Annotated in this window: 14 protein-coding genes and 1 tRNA gene; 8 read left to right on the forward strand and 7 right to left on the reverse strand. The window is 60.8% G+C overall.

What is annotated here, in order from left to right:
- Positions 1-18: 18 nt before the first annotated feature.
- Positions 19-846, reverse strand: coding sequence for a class I SAM-dependent methyltransferase (locus tag EK16_RS10495; protein WP_051929265.1), 828 nt, complete (start codon positions 844-846; stop codon positions 19-21).
- Positions 847-866: 20 nt separating this feature from the next.
- The gene (locus EK16_RS10500) at positions 867-1325 is read right to left on the reverse strand and encodes a DNA polymerase III subunit chi (RefSeq protein WP_051929266.1); all 459 of its coding nucleotides are present in this window, start codon (positions 1323-1325) and stop codon (positions 867-869) included.
- Between the two features lie 144 nt (positions 1326-1469).
- On the opposite strand from EK16_RS10500, the gene EK16_RS10505 reads away from it, so the two are divergent.
- Positions 1470-1985 (forward strand): hypothetical protein, encoded by a 516-nt coding sequence (locus EK16_RS10505; protein WP_038036944.1) that lies wholly within the window; start codon positions 1470-1472, stop codon positions 1983-1985.
- Here the strand turns inward: EK16_RS10505 and EK16_RS10510 are convergent.
- A complete protein-coding gene (locus tag EK16_RS10510; RefSeq protein ID WP_231573673.1) occupies positions 1942-3561 on the reverse strand; it encodes a leucyl aminopeptidase in 1620 nt (539 codons plus the stop codon). The two genes, EK16_RS10505 and EK16_RS10510, sit on opposite strands and share 44 nt — an antisense overlap.
- Positions 3562-3865: 304 nt before the next feature.
- Here EK16_RS10510 and EK16_RS10515 point away from each other — a divergent pair, with 304 nt between their 5' ends.
- The 4 genes from EK16_RS10515 to rsmA all read left to right on the forward strand — a co-directional run bounded on the left by EK16_RS10515 (position 3866) and on the right by rsmA (position 9343).
- Complete coding sequence (locus tag EK16_RS10515; protein WP_197059681.1) at positions 3866-6151, forward strand: LPS-assembly protein LptD; 2286 nt, start codon at positions 3866-3868, stop codon at positions 6149-6151.
- 115 nt (positions 6152-6266) lie between these two features.
- The gene (locus tag EK16_RS10520) at positions 6267-7310 is read left to right on the forward strand and encodes a SurA N-terminal domain-containing protein (RefSeq protein ID WP_081910484.1); all 1044 of its coding nucleotides are present in this window, start codon (positions 6267-6269) and stop codon (positions 7308-7310) included.
- A gap of 23 nt (positions 7311-7333) precedes the next feature.
- Complete coding sequence (gene pdxA / locus EK16_RS10525) at positions 7334-8380, forward strand: 4-hydroxythreonine-4-phosphate dehydrogenase PdxA (RefSeq protein WP_038036950.1); 1047 nt, start codon at positions 7334-7336, stop codon at positions 8378-8380.
- A gap of 66 nt (positions 8381-8446) precedes the next feature.
- Positions 8447-9343 (forward strand): 16S rRNA (adenine(1518)-N(6)/adenine(1519)-N(6))-dimethyltransferase RsmA, encoded by an 897-nt coding sequence (gene rsmA / locus EK16_RS10530; protein WP_051929281.1) that lies wholly within the window; start codon positions 8447-8449, stop codon positions 9341-9343.
- Positions 9344-10303: 960 nt separating this feature from the next.
- Here the strand turns inward: rsmA and ettA are convergent.
- Positions 10304-11962: an energy-dependent translational throttle protein EttA gene (gene ettA, locus EK16_RS10535; protein WP_038036952.1), complete on the reverse strand. Its 1659-nt coding sequence runs from the start codon at positions 11960-11962 to the stop codon at positions 10304-10306.
- A gap of 314 nt (positions 11963-12276) precedes the next feature.
- Here ettA and EK16_RS10540 point away from each other — a divergent pair, with 314 nt between their 5' ends.
- The gene (locus tag EK16_RS10540) at positions 12277-13347 is read left to right on the forward strand and encodes an autotransporter outer membrane beta-barrel domain-containing protein (protein WP_038036953.1); all 1071 of its coding nucleotides are present in this window, start codon (positions 12277-12279) and stop codon (positions 13345-13347) included.
- A 265-nt stretch (positions 13348-13612) separates the two neighbouring features.
- Positions 13613-13954: a hypothetical protein gene (locus EK16_RS10545; protein WP_051929268.1), complete on the forward strand. Its 342-nt coding sequence runs from the start codon at positions 13613-13615 to the stop codon at positions 13952-13954.
- A 547-nt stretch (positions 13955-14501) separates the two neighbouring features.
- Here EK16_RS10545 and EK16_RS12030 read toward each other — a convergent pair.
- The 3 genes from EK16_RS12030 to EK16_RS10560 all read right to left on the reverse strand — a co-directional run bounded on the left by EK16_RS12030 (position 14502) and on the right by EK16_RS10560 (position 16404).
- Positions 14502-15170 carry a DUF2059 domain-containing protein gene (locus EK16_RS12030; RefSeq protein WP_197059683.1) on the reverse strand — a complete coding sequence of 223 codons (669 nt, stop codon included), beginning with the start codon at positions 15168-15170 and terminating at the stop codon, positions 14502-14504.
- Positions 15171-15649: 479 nt separating this feature from the next.
- Positions 15650-15725, reverse strand: a tRNA-Lys gene (locus EK16_RS10555).
- Between the two features lie 235 nt (positions 15726-15960).
- Positions 15961-16404, reverse strand: coding sequence for a host attachment protein (locus EK16_RS10560; protein ID WP_038036957.1), 444 nt, complete (start codon positions 16402-16404; stop codon positions 15961-15963).
- Between the two features lie 285 nt (positions 16405-16689).
- Between EK16_RS10560 and gatC the strand changes: the two genes are divergently transcribed.
- The gene (gatC, locus tag EK16_RS10565; RefSeq protein ID WP_038036958.1) at positions 16690-16980 is read left to right on the forward strand and encodes an Asp-tRNA(Asn)/Glu-tRNA(Gln) amidotransferase subunit GatC; all 291 of its coding nucleotides are present in this window, start codon (positions 16690-16692) and stop codon (positions 16978-16980) included.
- The last annotated feature ends 84 nt before the right edge of the window (positions 16981-17064 follow it).

The following is a 17064-nucleotide window of genomic DNA, read 5'->3' on the forward strand; positions in this document are numbered from 1 at the left end:
CTCATGTGCAAGGCCCGGTTATCGTTTCTCCGTCTCCTCGGCGGCCGGACGGCGATAGATACAGAACACATGCGGAATGGCCCGTGTGCTCTTCAGGATCACCGGGCGCAGGGTTTCACGCACAAAGCCCAGCCTTTCCAGTTCGGCCAGTTCGGAGGGCGCCAGCGGCCAGGGCGGCCCTTCCGGCGTCACCTCCTCCGGCCTGATCCGGCAGATGAGAAGCAATCGCCCGCCTGGCTTGAGAAAGCCTGCCAGCGGCGCAAAGGCCTGCCTGCGCAATCCAGGCGGCAGGCTCTGCAAGGTGTATGTCTCATGCACAATGTCGAACTGGCCGCGCCACGCTTGCGGCGGCTCAAGCAAGTTGGCAACATGCCAGTCTATTGGTTTGTCAGGAAAGCGTTTTTTCGCCCACTCCACGGCATGAGCCGAAAGATCAAAGGCGGTCACCGCATATCCGGCATCGCTCAAGGCCGCGGCATTGTCGCCCAGGCCACAGCCCACCTCCAGCGCCTTTCCCTGATGCGGTGCGTGTTTCTGAAGCCATTCCGTCAGTAACGGATGCGGGGCCAGATCCGCCCAGGGGATGCGCTCCGGCGCCTCATCTTGAGCGGCATCGGCATAGAGCCTGTCAAACCAGTCAAGAAAGGCTTCTTCGCCCAGGCGTTCCTGTATGGCATCGGCATGGGCGCGGGCGGCGCGGCGCTTTTCCTCCACCTCAGCGGAAAAGGCGGGCATGGCAACGACCTCAGGCGTTTCCGCGAGGGGATGCGCCCCCTCGCGTGCCGGCGCATCCCTATCGTGCGTCTCGCTGTTCCTGTCTGTTTGATCGTCCTGCCCTACCGTCATTCTCAACCTTCCCTGCCGTTTCAGGCCTGTCGCTGCCAGCGGCCGCGCTGATCCTGCCGCCAGTAGGTGCGGCTGATGCCCTCGCTCTCGCCCAGGCGCCGCCACAGCGCCCGCGCCTTCTCCAGCAGCACGGGCTCATGCTGGGAAAACATCACGATCACGCGTGCGAAAGCGGCAATCTCCTCATCCTCCGGCTCCGCACCCGCCACGCAGAAGAGAACATCGGCGCCATTGGGATTGCCGCCTTCATGGGTGATCCACACCGGCTGATGGCGCGCATGGCCCTCTTCCGGAATGCCATGGGGAATGAAGGCCTCCTCCCGCCAGCGCCAGACGGCATCGGACAGCGCGCGCACCCGCTCCGGCTCGCCACAGCGCACCAGCGCCCTCCAGCCCCGCTGCAGGCTCTTCTGCAACAGAACGGGCAGCACCTGCTCCAGCGGCTGACGCTCCAGATGATAAAAAAGCACTTCCGGCATGGCTCCGATCCAACCGGGAAAACCTAGGCGGGTCAAGCATTGGAAGCATTGCTGTGCCCCGTGGGGTCACAACGCTTGCAAGGCCGGCGGCAACGGCGTTACATTCCGCCACAACTTCAGGGAAGAGAGGGGATCTGTGACACCATGTCCGTGCGTGTTCTTGCCGCTGTTGGCTGTCTGCTGCTTATGCTGTTTTCACCCCAGCTGACGGGCAGGCCCGCCCTGGCCCAATTGCTGTGTGACTGTTGCACACCCTCCTCGCTTGCGCGCACCTGTCAGAAGGCCTGCAAGGCTCAGGGGGCCCTCGATCCTACCGGCGAAGGCTTCTGCCGCCCCGTCATCCTGCCTGACTTTCGTGCCGGCAAGCGCCGCACCAACCCGCTTAACGGCATCGATCTGAAATATCTTGACTTAAGCGGGCTGACGCCGGCGCAGCTGGAGCGCGTCCGCCGCTGGGCCGAGCGGGCACGAAGACAGTCAGAGGCACGCTTCCGCCGCATCAAGGCTAAGGCCAGACGCGGCCGCATCTCAAAGGAGGCCTTCGCTCAGGCAGAGGCGCGGCGCGATGAAGTGGTGACCAATTATCACCACATCATCCGCGCCTATCGCGACGCCATTACGCGTCTTCGCGCTGCAGACGCTTCTCGACAAACGCGTTGAGCAGCCGCACGCCCCAGCCGGAGCCCCAGCTGTCGTTGATATCGGTCTTCTCCGCGGCCATGGCCGTGCCCGCCACGTCCAGATGCGCCCATGGCACCTTGCCAACGAAGCGCTTCAAGAATTGCGCCGCGGTGATGGCTCCGGCATTGCGCCCACCGATGTTCTTCATGTCGGCGACATCGTGATCGATCAGCTTGTCATAGGCCGGCCCCAGCGGCATGCGCCAGACCTTCTCGCCGGTCTCTTCCCCGGCCGTGCGCAAGCCCTCGGCGATATCGTCGTCATTGGCAAACAGCCCGGCGTATTCCTTGCCCAGCGCGATGAGAATGGCGCCGGTCAGGGTTGCGAGATCGATCATGAGAGCGGGATCGAACGTATCCCGGGCATAGGCGAGGCAGTCAGCCAGCACGAGCCGACCCTCAGCATCGGTATTGAGCACGGCGATGGTCTGCCCATCATAGGCGCGCACGATGTCGCCGGGCCGCTGCGCCTTGCCGTCCGGCATGTTTTCGACAAGCCCGACGATGCCAATGGCATTGACCGGCACCTTGCGCGCCGCCAGCGCCCGCATGGTGCCGACCACGGCAGCCGCACCGCCCATATCACCCTTCATCTCGTCCATGCCCTGCGAGGGCTTGATGGAAATGCCGCCGGAATCGAACGTGACACCCTTGCCAACGAAAACGAGCGGCTTTTCCCCCTCCTTGCCGCCGTTCCAGCGCATAATGGCCACCCGCGGCGGCGTGCGCGAGCCCTGCCCCACCGCAAGCAGCGCATTAAAGCCCAGCTTTTTCAGCTGTTTGCGCTTGAGGATCTCCACCTCAAGGCCAACCTCCTCAAGCTCGGCGATGCGCTTGGCGAACGTGACGGGATTGAGCACATTGCCCGGTTCGTTAACGAGATCGCGCGCCAGATGCACCGAATCGGCCAGGGCCTTTAGGAGGGCGAAGTCCTTCTCCGCCGCCTCGGCGACATCCGCATCGGCAACGATCAGGTCCAGCTGCTCCACGCGGCGCTTTTTGCCGCCCTTGCCGGTATCACCCGCACCATTGCTGCAGGCTTCGCCGTTTTCGCCGCCGTTTTCCCCTTCCCCGTTCTGCTGGGCAGCGGACTTGTACCGATCAAAAAGATAGTTGCGTAGGGCCATGCCGGAGGCAAGCCGCGCCGCAAAAGCCGCAGGTGCAAGCGGCGCACCCTCCGGCGCAGTGGCAAGCACGGCCGCCTGCGTGATCTTGCGCTGCATGAGAGCGGCCACGATACGACCGCCCAGACGCTCGCTGCCGTAAGGATCGAGATCCTTCGCCTTGCCGGCGCCGACGATGATGAGCCGCTCAAGATCATCACGCACCGCCAGCAGCTCCACGTTCTGGCCGCACTTGCCCTTGAACTCCGCCGCCGACAGCGCGCGTGCGATGCGCCCGTCCAGCTGCTCGTTGAGGGTATTCAGCCAGGCGGGCAGCCCTTCCCCTTCCGTGACGGGAACAACGACAGTGCCACGACTGAGAAGCGAATCATCCGCCGAAAACCGGTATGTGCTCATGACCACCTCGATTGATCCGTGAATGCTTCTGGTCATCCTCTTTTTCGTTTCCGGGAAGGTAGGGCGCAGACGACGGCAAGGCAAGCGCCCCTGCGGCAGGTCCCACGTTTCGTAAGCGCAAATCACGTCTGCCGCCATCACAATTCACTCCTGGCGTTAGAGGACAGCCGCATGTCTCCCGCGCATCCCTTGCGCCAATGAACGACGCACTTTAAAGTCTGCTGCGCAATGCTCAGCGGGGGCATTGTGGGGATGGGGGTGCGTCAGTTGCCACCTTTCTTCATGTGCGCGCAATCCGCCTGGAATGCGCAATCTTTCGGATACAGCGAAAGAGACGGGCATGGCTCACGGCACGGACAGCAAAACTCCCGGCGCTAGGGGCGGCCTCTTGCCACTTGTCGCCATGTTGCTCTGTGGTCTGTCCGTTCTCTCGCTTGGGCCGGACGCCCAGGCGGAAATCGAGATCAAGGAAAAGACGTCCAAACCTCGATTCGATTTCAAGCGCGTTCCCGAAGGCACACCCATAGACGTTCTTGCCACCCGCATCATCTATGATTCCAAGCGGGATGTGGCCACCGCCATTGGCCGGGTGGAAATCACCTATGGCCCTTATATTCTGAAGGCGCGCAAGGTCATCTACGATCGCAAGAACGATCAGCTCTATGCCCAGGGGCATGTGCGCCTGCGTGAGCCGGGCGGCAATGTGCTGGTGGCGGATTATGTGAATGTCGACAAGAAGTTCCGCGATGGCTTTGCCCGCCATTTACGTCTGCTGCTCACCAATGACGCCACGCTCACCGCCCGTTATGCACGCCGCCGTGATGGCTACATCACCGTCTACGAGGATGTGCGCTACACCCGCTGTAAAACCTGTGTCCTGGAAGACAACACACCCTTATGGGAACTGCGATCGCAGCAGGCCACCCATGACGAACGCGAGGGCCGCATCTATCATCGCAACGTCAGCATGGCCATCGCCGGCACGCCCATCTTCTGGCTGCCCTATCTGAGCCATCCCGATCCCAAGCACAAGCGCGCCACGGGCTTTCTCGTGCCTGGTTTCGGCTATTCGACGCAGCTGGGCGCCAACGTGAGCATCCCCTATTTCATCAATCTCGCGCCGAATTACGACATCACGCTCATCCCGCAGATCTATTCCAAGCAGGGTGTTTATGCCCGCGCCAAGTGGCGCCACCGGCTGGCGAGCGGCATGTACAAGATCGATTTCGGCGGTATCCGCCAGCTACAGCCGAAGAAAGTGTCCGATCCCGGAGACCGAAAGTGGCGCGGCCATGTGCGCACCAAGGGGCGCTTCAGCCTCAACAGGCGCTGGCGCTGGGGCTTTGACGGCATGCTGCTTTCCGACAAGACCGTGGCCCGCCGCTATGGCATCGATGCCGAAAACCTTGCCGAATCCCGCCTGTTCATCACCGGTCTCGACGGGCGCAACTATCTCAGCGCCACCATCAGCCATTTCCGTGGGCTGCTCACCGATGACGACAGCGAGACCATCCCCCATCTGGCCCCGCGCTATACCTTTTCGCACACGCTCTCGCAGCCGGTCCTCGGCGGACAGCTCACGTTTGAAAGCGACGTGTATTCCATTCACCGGCGCAAGACCGTCAATCCCTTCACCGGCATCCATCAGGCCGAACATCAGACCCGCATGACCACGGAAGCCATCTGGCAGCGGCGCATGGTCTCCGCCGCCGGCATCGTGGCCCAGCCCTTCGCCCGCCTGCGGGCCGATACGGTCATCACCCGTCTGCTGCCCGATCCGTCCCAGCCCGATGGCATGCGCGAGGCGGAGACCGCTTTTCGCTTCCTGCCCTCGGCCGGTCTCGATGTGCGCTGGCCCTGGCTGAAAACGGGCGATCTGGGCCGGCACGTCGTCAGCCCCGTTTTTCAGGTCATCGCCGCGCGAAACGAGACAGACCGCAGCAAGATTGGCAATGAGGATTCCGTGGCGCTCAATTTCTCCAGCACGCGGCTGTTCCTGCATGATCGCTTCAGCGGCAAGGATCGTTACGAAGGCGGGGTACGGGCCAATGCCGGCCTGCTCTATTCGCTCTATCTGAACAACGGCGGATTCTTCCGTGCCAGTGTCGGTCAGTCCTATCACCTAAGCGGCCGCAACAGCTTCTGGCGTGCCAGCGGCCTGGGCCGCAAGGTGTCCGACATCGTCTCGGCCATGGCCTTTACCTATCCCGGCCTGCTGCGCTTGAGCTGGCAGGGCCGCTTCGATGCCCGTTCGATGAACGTGCGGGATCAGAGCGTTTCCGGATCGCTCTCCCTTTTCGGCCTCACCCTGCGGGCGGACTATCTGCGCTTGAGCGCCGATCCCCTCCAGGCCATCCAGCAGAAGGAAGAACAGGTCAACGCGAGCGCCACATTCCATTTTGGAGAGAACTGGCGCATCTTCGGCGGCTGGCGCTATGACCTCACGTTTGACCGCACGCTGGAGCGCAGCATCGGCATCGGCCTTTCCTGCGACTGCATGGACTTCTCCCTCTCTTTCCGCAATACGCGCACGCGGGATGCCGACGCCAGCTCCTCCTATTCCGTGCTGCTTTCCGTGGAATTCAAGACTCTTGTGGGTGGCGGCATTTCCCTGGGTGGTTTCTGAGCGTTTTCGCCTGAAGAATGCGGCCAAAGCGCTCCAAAACCAGCCGCTTGTCAGCTCATCACATTCGCTTCATATTCTGCGGGCAGGAACGCAGATGCCATAAGGGCCTCAATCAATGACCGATTCCCTTAATGGGACGACAAGAGCAGGGTTTTCCGGCGTGCAGATCTCGTTTCACACTCAGGGGCATTCACACACCGTCCTCTCTCTGACGAGAGCGCTTCTTTTCTGTCTGGGGGTTCTCACAGCCGTTCTTTCCGGGGCAGCCGTCACCACGCCCGCCCAGGCCGGCAAGGTTCTCGCCCTGGTCAATGACTATCCGGTCACGGATTTTGATGTGCAGCAGAAGCAGCGGCTCAATCGCATCATTGGCGGCCCGCGCGACCGCAAGGGGGCCTTTCGCGCCGCCGTCAACGAGGCGGTTCTGCTGACTGAGGCCAAGAAACTGGGTATCGAGGTCAGCGACGCCAAGGTTGACAAGGCCATAGAGCAGATGGCCGCCAACATGGGGGGCAAGGCCAAGCTCAAGGCCGTCTTGCGCAAGAACGGCGTGCGCCTGGAAACGCTGCGGCGCTATGTGCGCTCCACCATCCTGTTCAGAATCTTTTCCGCCCGCATGGGCCGCACGCTGAAAACCACTGTCGATGAAAAGGAGGTGGAGCGCCGTTACCGCAAGATCCTCAATGACCCGCGCCTGAAGCCGGTCACCATCTACAAGCTGCGCGAGGTTCTGCTGCCCATCGACGATCCCAATCCCATCACCCGCAAGCAACTGACCATCGCCCGCCTGGCCGAGGCCCAGCAGATTATGGCGCGCTATCGCGGTTGCGGCTCGCTGAAGAAGATCACTTCCGACATCTTCAACGTGCGCATCTCTCCCCTGATCCAGGCCGATCCGCGCCGCATGCCCAAGCCCATTATCAAGGCCATTCGCAAGGCCGGCACAAAGCGCATGATCGGCCCCTTGCGCGCGCCCAATGGCGTGCAGCTCCTCGCCTTCTGCGGCACGCGCAAGATCGTTCCGCCCAAGCCGGACAAGAAGGTCATCCGCCAGATGGTTCAGGCTGAAATCATCAATCGCGAGGTGGAAAAGGTCATGCGCCAGCTGCGCCGCAAGGCCTACATCGAATACAAGGATCCCAAGCTCGTGCTTAACTGAGCCAGCGGTGCGGATGATGGACCATGACCGGAAGGGATGAAAAACGCCCCCTCGTGCTCAGCATGGGCGAGCCGGGCGGTATCGGCCTGGAAATCGCCGGCATGGCCTGGCGGCGGCAGGCGCGCGAAAAGCCTTTTCTCACCCGCTCCTTTCTGCTGCTGGCCGATCCGGCGCTTGTGAAGGCCCGACTGGCCCGCGCTTGTCTTGACATTCCGGTTGTCACCATCGAAGCGGTCGAAGACACTCCTTTGGCCTTTGCGCAAGGCCTGCCGGTCCTGCCGCTGAAAGGTGCGGGCCCCCTTCCCGATGCGCCCGGTGAAGTGCGTGCCGACACCGCCGCTGCCGTCAAGGCGGCAATTGAGCAGGCCGTCTTTCTCGTTCTCTCGGGAGAGGCTGCGGGGCTCGTTACCCTGCCCATTCAGAAAGAATCGCTTTATGCAGCCGGCTTTGACTTTGAGGGCCATACCGATTTCCTCGCCCATCTTGCCCGCAAGGCCGGGTTCTCTGCCGAGCCGGTGATGATGCTCACCGCCGGTGGCCTGCGCTGTGTGCCGGTGACGGTGCACATTGCCTTAAGCGAGGTGCCCCGGCGCTTAAGATCGGAAGCCATCGTGCGGCAGGGCTCGGTGCTTGCGCATGATCTCGCGCGGTTTTTCGGCATTGAGCGGCCACGCATCGCCGTGGCCGGGCTCAATCCTCATGCCGGAGAAGGCGGCCGCATGGGCACGGAAGAAAAGGAGATCATCGAACCGGCCATTTCGGCCCTGCAGGAAACGGGCGTTGAAGCGTTTGGCCCGCTGCCGGCGGACACGCTTTTTCACGAGGAGGCTCGAAAGACCTATGACGCCGTGCTCTGCATGTATCACGATCAGGCCCTGATCCCGGTCAAGACGCTGGATTTTCATGGCGGCGTGAACGTCACCCTCGGGCTTCCCTTCGTGCGCACATCCCCCGATCACGGCACGGCCCTGGCGTTCGCCGGCACCGGGCGGGCCCGGCCGGACAGCCTCATTGCCGCGCTCACCCTTGCGGAAGAAATGGCCCAAACCCTTGAAAGAGCCGGACAATGAGGGGAACCTCCAACACGAAATCCATTGGTTGAGAAAGGTGCAAGCGCGCATCATGCGAAAGAGGTCATGACCGATCCCACCCAACATGACGATTGGCACACGCCAGACGGCCTGCCGCCCCTGCGGGAGGTCATTGCTTCGCTGAAGATGCGCGCGCGCAAGAGCCTGGGCCAGAATTTCCTTCTCGATCTCAACCTCACGCGCAAGATCGCCCGCGCTGCCGGGCCGCTGGCCGGGCATTCCATTATCGAGGTGGGCCCCGGTCCCGGCGGGCTTACCCGCGCCCTGCTCCTGGAAGGGGCCGAAGAGGTGATCGTCATTGAGCGGGATGAGCGCATGCTGCCGGCGCTAAAGGTCATTGCCGCGCGCTGGCCCGGCCGACTGACCATCCTGCAGGATGATGCCCTGAAGATCGATTATGCCGCCCTTGCCGCGCAAGCCCGCTATCCCGTGCGTGTTGCGGCCAACCTGCCCTACAACATCGCCACACCATTGCTCACCGGCTGGCTGCTTGCCGAGCCCTGGCCGCCCTGGTGGCAATCGCTCACCCTGATGTTTCAGCGCGAAGTGGCGGAACGCATCATCGCCCAGCCCGGCGAGAAGGCCTACGGACGGCTGGCCGTCCTTGCCCAATGGCGGGCTGAAGCCACACGCCTGTTCGATCTGCCGCCGGCCGCCTTCGTGCCGCCGCCAAAGGTCTATTCCTCTGTCGTGCGCATCGAGCCAAGGGCGAAACCGAAGGGCGCCTGTTCATCGAAAGCCCTGCAGAAGGTGACCGCCGCCGCCTTCGGCCAGCGGCGCAAGATGCTGCGCCGTTCCCTGAAATCCCTGGTGAAGGATCCGGAAGCGCTGCTTGAAGCCGCCGGCATTTCCCCGACCCTGCGGGCCGAGGATGTGGATGTCGCAGGCTTCTGCCGCCTGGCCAGCCTTCTTGAAAGCCAAGGCCCCTGGCCTTCCGCCTGAAACACGGGGCAAGTCCATCGTAAGCCCATCACCAGAAGGATTTTCATATCCTTCCAGAAGAGTTCAGCGGGGCCACTACACGACACACATTTCGTCATACCGTAGGTCAGCCGGTATCTAAGGCCAGAAACGCACGAATTTGCGGCACAAGACCCCGGCTGATCTGACATTGGAGACTAAGAAAATTCAGGAAGCGTGCTGTTGCCGTCAAATCGACCGAGGAAAAAAGACTTTCCATGAGTTGGGAGGTGTTTGTTTAACTCATTGATAAACCACAATAAAACGTCATTGCCGGGCCCCAGTCTGTCCCGGGCTTGAACCGGGATTCCGGCAATCCAGTGCTACGGACGATGCGGTCTTGGTGGGCTATGGCGTTCACCAGCAGGCTTGATTTGTGTCGTTTACTTTTTGATGGGGGGCCTCTCGAAAGGTAGAGTCCTGAAAGACCATTTTTGACTGCCATTACCGCATGTGTAAACCGCCCTTGGATACCCGGGACAAGCACACTACGCTGCCATCTTTCTCGTCACCCCGGCGAAAGCCGGGGTCTCGGGCCACAAACGCATGAGTCAATGGCCTGAGATACCGGCTTTCGCCGGTATGACGATGTGTGTGTCGTTTAGTATGCGGGACATGTCCGGGTATGACGTAACCAGATGAACTTCCATAAGAAATATCGCATTCTAAGTTTGGGCAAGGGTGGAAGCATACGTTGGTAAAGGCATCTGCTTAGCATGTGATTAATCACGCTCTTCATGGCGAAAATCATTCGCAATGCACAGAGCAATTAAACTGGACAGTGATGGGGTGATCTACGGAGTGACGAGGAAGATAGAGAGCTTCCGTCGGGTAATGTGCGGCAGGGTGCCATACCCCGCCAAAACATTTAAGGAACGGGGAGCAAACAAGTCACATTGATGTTCCCCCACCCCCTCACAAGGGGGTGGATGCGCGATCGCCTCAGTCACGCGAGAATTTCTTGTACTTGATCCGTTTCGGGATCAGGGCATCCTCGCCCAGGCGGCGCTTCTTGTCCTCCTCATAGGCCTCGAAGTTGCCCTCGAACCACTCCACGTGGGAATCGCCCTCGAAGGCAAGAATGTGGGTGGCCAGACGGTCGAGGAACATGCGGTCGTGCGAGATGACGAAGACGGTGCCGGCATAGTCTTCCAGCGCATCTTCGAGCGCCGAGAGCGTTTCGGTATCAAGATCGTTGGTCGGCTCATCGAGCAGGAGCACATTGGCGCCGGATTTGAGCATCTTGGCCAGATGCACCCGATTGCGTTGGCCGCCGGAGAGCTGTCCCACCTTTTTCTGCTGATCGCCGCCGCGAAAGCCGAAGGCGGCCACATAAGCGCGGGAATTGATCTCGCGATTGCCCAGCCGGATGACGTCATCCCCGCCGGAAATCTCCTCCCACACCGTCTTGTCGGGATCGAGAGAGTCGCGGCTCTGATCCACATAGCCCAGCTTGACCGTCTCGCCGATGCGGATCTCGCCGGCATCGGGCTTTTCCTGCCCGGTGATCATGCGAAACAGCGTGGTCTTGCCCGCGCCATTGGGGCCGATGATGCCGACAACGGCGCCCGGCGGCACGCGGAAGGACAGATCATCGATCAGCAGCCGGTCACCATAGCCCTTTCTCAGGTTCTCCACCTCGATGACACGATCGCCCAGCCGCGGCCCCGGCGGAATGACGATGCGCCCCTGCGCATGCTTGATGCGCTCCTCGTTGGCCTTCAGCAGCTCGTCATAGGCCTTGATGCGCGCCTTGGACTTCGCCTGCCGCGCCCGCGGGCTGGAGGCGATCCATTCCCGCTCGCGCTGCAGGATCTTCAGCCGCGCCTTTTCTTCCCGCGCCTCCTGTTCCAGGCGCTTGGCCTTCTTTTCCAGATAGGTGGAATAATTGCCCTCATAGGGAATGCCACGGCCGCGATCGAGCTCGAGGATCCAGCCCGTGACGTTATCGAGGAAATAGCGGTCGTGCGTGACGATGAGAATGGCGCCGGGATATTCCTTCAGATGATGCTCAAGCCAGGCCACCGTCTCGGCATCGAGGTGGTTGGTCGGCTCATCAAGCAGCAAAAGATCGGGTTTCTGCAGAAGCAGCCGGGTTAGGGCCACGCGCCGGCGCTCGCCGCCAGAGAGATGGTCCGGCATGGCATCAGGCGGCGGACAGCGCAGCGCCTCCATGGCCTGCTCCACCTGCGCATCGAGATCCCACAGGTTCTGGGCGTCGATGATATCCTGCAGCCGTGCCGCCTCTTCCGCCGTCTCGTCGGAATAGTTCATCATCAGCTCGTTGTAGCGGTCGAGAATGGCCTTCTTTTCGGCCACGCCCTCCATGACGTTTTCCAGAACCGTCTTGTCCGGATCGAGCTGCGGCTCCTGCGGCAGATAGCCCACGGTGGCCCCTTCCGCCAGCCAGGCCTCGCCGGTGAAATCCTTGTCCAGTCCGGCCATGATGCGCAAAAGCGTGGACTTGCCCGCGCCATTGGGGCCGAGAACGCCGATCTTGGCGTCCGGGTAGAAGGAGAGGTTGATGTCGTCCAGAACCTTCCTGCCGCCGGGATAGGCCTTGGTCAGGCCATGCATGTGATAGATGAACTGCCGTGCCATGGGTCTCGTTTCGCCACTGTTGCCTGGGCGTTTATCCGTCAAATCTCATGTGAGAACCACATCGCCCCCTGAAATCAGGGAGCTCCGCGCCAGGGGCATTTTCGTCCTCCGCTGCGGACAACCGCGAGACAGAGCGCCCCACATCCTTCGCCGCCTGCATTAGCCCAAGCGCGCGTTCATGGAAAGCCTTTTTACGTGCAGGCCCGCACCCTGCAAATGGAAATGGGATATGGCGCAAGGCTTTCTGTTCTCAGGGCTTGCCCCGCCTCGCCCCCTGGCCTAGAACCTTTGGACAGAATGAGGAGGCGTCGGCCATGAAAGCGCGCGCGAACGGACAGCTTCGCAAAACAGTCGGTGTTGTCTTGCTCGGGACGATCGCCTTCGTTCCGGTTGCATGGGCGCAATCGCTGGCGGGCGGAGGGGGCCAATCCGGAACGCCGGGTTTGACGTCCGAACTCGAAGAACAGCGCACCTGGGCCTACAGCGCACCGACCATCATCATGCGCGCCCGCAACACCATGACCTGGCTGCGTTCCCGCTCACGGTTTCGCACAGCGCCGCTTGCCATGCCCGATGCCCCCGCCGCAAGGGCTGGCATTACGCCTGTTGCCGAAAACACGTCCGGCCCTCTCTCTCATGGCTGGACCTTCTGGAACAGCACCAGTCTTTCCCGTCTCAGGGACCGCAGGCCGGACTGGCGCAAGCGCGGGCAGTCCGCCACCGTCAACCTCGGGCTGGAAAAGGACGTGCTGGAAAACTTCACGATGGGAATCAGCGGCAGCTTCACGTATGCCAGCCAGGACACGCTCTATAACGCCGGCCACACACGTTCTGACAGCATTTCGTTCACGCCCTACATCTCATACACGCCGCTCTCCTGGCTCAATCTGTCCTTGACGGGCGGCTATGTGCGCAACCGCGAAAGGCTGCGCTGGCAAGACAGCGGCATCCAGTTCAATGGCCGCCGCTCATCGAACGGCTATGTCTTCGCCGCCACGCTGGAAGCGGCACGCTGGGTCTCCAACCTGCAACTGGCCGCCCGCGCCGGCCTATCGGTCAACCGTGATCACTGGAAGAGCTTCACGGATAATCTGGGCAATAAGCATGCCGCCTTTACGGACCGCCTCGCGGAAGTCACCCTCGAGGGCGGCGCCTATCTCTGGCTTGATCCCGTGATGCCCTACGTGGTGTTGACCTACACCTACGATCTCAGGAAACCCCGCCAGGAAAGTGATCGCGATGACATCACCCTCACGGGCGGTCTCGCCTTTTACGGCAGCGGCCCTCTGGAGCCGCTCTCTCTGGATCTGTCCGGAAGCGTCATCCTGGGACGTAAGAGCCAGCGCAACGCCACGGCCATGCTGGGCTTGCGCATCAGTTTCTGATGGAACGCGCCCCACCTGCCCAACTCTGCATTCGAAATGATAATGCCTTTTACTCAATGTGATGGTAGGAAAATTTTATCCACGGCATCAGGTTTGCGCCCCTTGCAAGGGCGGCATTCTGTCTCTTGTAAGACAGCCCTTTTCGTCACAAGATGAGACACGGAATCAGGAGTGCTTCAACTTCCGGCTGTGTGATCGGGCAGCCTGACCGATAGCCGGGGATATGCGCGAAATGCGCTTTGCCATGACGAGGAGGAGACGGGCCATGATCATCCGCACCTGGAAGAGCCTTCCGCGTCTTGTGCGCTTCATCCTGCGCAACATCGCCATCGGTGTCACCATTGGCTGGTCGCTGCTGGCGGGCATTCTCTATGCGGATGTGGGCGGCCTGTATTCCATGATCTCGCATTCCTCCTATGGCTTCGCCGCCATGTTCCTGCTCATTGGCGGCTTCGCGGTCACTTTCGGGCCGGCGGCGGTGGCCTCTGCCGTGCTCATGGGCTATGAATTCAAGGATGACAGCGATCTCGACAAGGCCAGCAAGGCGCCGGCTGCGGATGTGAAGGATCTTGCTCCGGCTCTTCTGAAGGCACGCTCCGGGCGCTGAATTGAGAAGCCCTACGGTTGCTCGCCGGTCAAAACCGGCGATCGGGATGTGCGGGATTGCCAGGGGGCTTCACCGCGCAAGGTAAGGGTGCAGGGGTTCAGCATGCGCGGAAGAATGATATGAAGCCCGTATGAGAAACAGGAACAAACGCCATGAACGGCCAAACGGGCGCCTGAGAAAGCATATCAGGCGCCCGTTTTTGTAAATGGTGAAAGCACTCAGTCCCTATGGCGTGTCCTCATAAAAACCGATGCGCCAGCCCCTTAAGGTCGCCATTTTCGCTGCATCCCGCTGACTTTTCGCCCTTGAAATAGCTTTGGCTATTTCCTGCGGATGAAAAGATCAGCGATTATCAAGAAAATGCCGCTGGCATCACCGTCTTCGAATTAAGTCCACGCCCTATGTTGAAAGCTGTCAGTCCCTTTGGCTAGAAGGGATTTTCAAGGCCGTCTTGCCTGACCGCAAGAAAACGCGTCGATTTGGCAGCCTTTCTATTTTGATTTGAAGTGTTCCCAAAGCCTTATGTCAAAGCAAGGCGGGCGAGAAATCAAAGCGGGAGCCCCCTTTCGCGCGCCTTTCTGAAAACGTCCTGAATCGCCTTCTTCATCATGGATTTGACCCATACCTTGCTCGCGGCCTTGGCGCGCCGCCGCACCATCTTGTTCTGCTTGATGAATGCCTGCCCCAGTGGCGAACTGTAAAACTCAATGGCAGCCGCCATCACGTCCTTGTCCATCCCCTTGGCATACTCGCGCGCCATGAGTTCAAAATACTCCTGCTTCCTTTTCAGCATGTCCTGACGAACTTCCGCAAGCACATCGCGCAGAACAGGAAGCATCTTCGGATTGCGCACATATTTTTGTTTCATATCCTGATAGGTGAGCGCCATCGCCCTATCGACGCGCTTTTCGTAATTGCGCTCATAGCCCAGGATCTTGATCAGTTTCCTGGCCAGCTCCATCCGCTCGCTGCCATCATCCGCACCTGATGCTGCGGTTTCCACCTTTTCCTCACCATTGTTATCGTTGGTCATGATCCACCTTTCCTCGCTTGCAAGGAGCGCTATCGTGCCTTGCCCCTTCTGCTGGTTCAGACCTTTTTCTGTTGCGTTCACAGTCCCCATAAATGCGCAGAGAACAACGCCGGCAATGCCCCATGTCGCGGATGCGATACGGAGCTGACGGTTTCTTCCGATAATGCGCGTGCTTTCTGCCACGTGTCGTCTCCTCATCATTGATGGGTGTCGCTTTCGTCTGCGCGCACGGCCCGGAAATGTCGCAGAGGGATGCGACCCGAGCGCAGCTCGACCATTGCGTGCATGGAAGCATGAAAGATCAGTCATGACAAGAGAAAAACGAATCCCGGAGCCGGGTCTGGGAATTTCACGGTTTCACTCTACACGCATGGGGACACTGAAGTATTGCAACACAAGGAAAATCAAATGAATACGAAAATTATCACTGCCCCTTGCGATAAAGGCTCTTTCCCGGCCTTTCACACCCCAAACCGAAAATGCATCAAACCGCCCCGTGCCCCTTACCCTCTGTTTATACGCACTGTCGGATGACCCAAGCGAGAGCGCAGAATGATGCGTTGTGTAAAATTCGGCGAAAGGCGAATTTTCGTTTTAATTCTCGAACCAAAACCATGTGAATGAAGAAAATAAAAGAAAGGAACGAGAATCAAGGAGAGGAATGGTAGGCCCGCGGGGACTCGAACCCCGGACCCGCTGATTAAGAGTCAGCTGCTCTACCAACTGAGCTACGGGCCTTCAGGATGCACAGGGGCGCTGCTGTCTGAAAGTGGCCCCTTTCCGCACGCTGTTGCGGACGGCCTGTCTGTATCAAAGCCTGCGCGCCTGCGCAAGCGCTTTTATGCATGGCCTTTCGGCGTACGCCGCAACAGCCCTCATGCGCCCTAACGCATCACGCCATGCAAACGACTTCGCCCCTCCCCTTTTATCACGCTTTGCCTCTAGGCCACGCGGCCGGATCACCCGCAAACGGTCAGATCAGCGGCTCCAGCCGCTCTTTCAGCTCGCGCTCCTCCAGCTTGGAGAAGTCCTTGGCGATCTCGCGGCGAATCATCTTGCGCAGCGCATCGCTCATCGCCGTGCGAATGTGCCCGAGCATGCGGGGCGCGGCCACGATCACCACCTCGTCGAAGTGCCCCTTGGCCCGTTCGTCATCCAGCAGATGGGCCACCTCGCGCGCCAGCGCGATCTGCTCCTGCTCATGCGGATCGGTGGGGGGTTCCATGGCATGCCGGCCATAGGCCGCGCGATCCTTCGTCCGCCCCGGCTTGTCGGTCACAAGCTCGCGGCTCGGCCGCCTGTCGGCCACCAGCACCTGATCCAGCGCCGGCCCCAGGATGCGGCCGCCCTGATTGGCCAGGAAGAACCGCGCCCGCGCGCCATCGGCCACCACGACCCAGATCCGCTTGCCTTTCATGAGTGATGCTCCTCCCTCGCTCAAATGCATCAGGATGACGTCTTCGCATCCCCCGCCTTTTGAATGTGTGAAGCCATCGCGCCCGCATCAAGAGCACAAGACCGCATCAGCATGTCCAACCGGATGTGAGAATGGCAAATGCGGTTGCCATCATCCCGCCCTTGCGTGTATCACCGGCGCAAAGTCCGCAAACATCCGGCCGCGCTTTCCGGCCGCTGCGCATCACAGCGCAAACCGGCTGGCCGCGACGGCATCGAGATTTCCGGAATATAAGGAGCGACGCTGATGTCCGTGGATACCGAAACGGTGCGCCGCATTGCGCGTCTGGCCCGCATCCGCATTTCCGACGAGGAGCTAAAGCCGCTCGCCCGCGAGCTGTCGGCCATCCTGCAGTGGGTAGAGCAGCTCAACGAGGTGGATACAGAGAACGTACCGCCCATGACCTCGGTGGAAGAGGACATGCCGATGAAGAAGCGCAAGGATATCGTCACCGACGGCGATTGCGTGGAGGACATTCTCGCCAATGCCCCGGCACGGGAAGGCAACTTCTTCGTCGTGCCCAAGGTGGTGGAGTGATTCCGGAGCATTCCTTGCCCGTTTCGCCGGAAATGCCGCAACGCCGAGACGATCGTGATCACAAAAGCATGACAGGAGCCGCCC

The organism is Thermopetrobacter sp. TC1, assembly GCF_000746275.1.
GTDB lineage: Bacteria > Pseudomonadota > Alphaproteobacteria > Rhizobiales > Aestuariivirgaceae > Thermopetrobacter.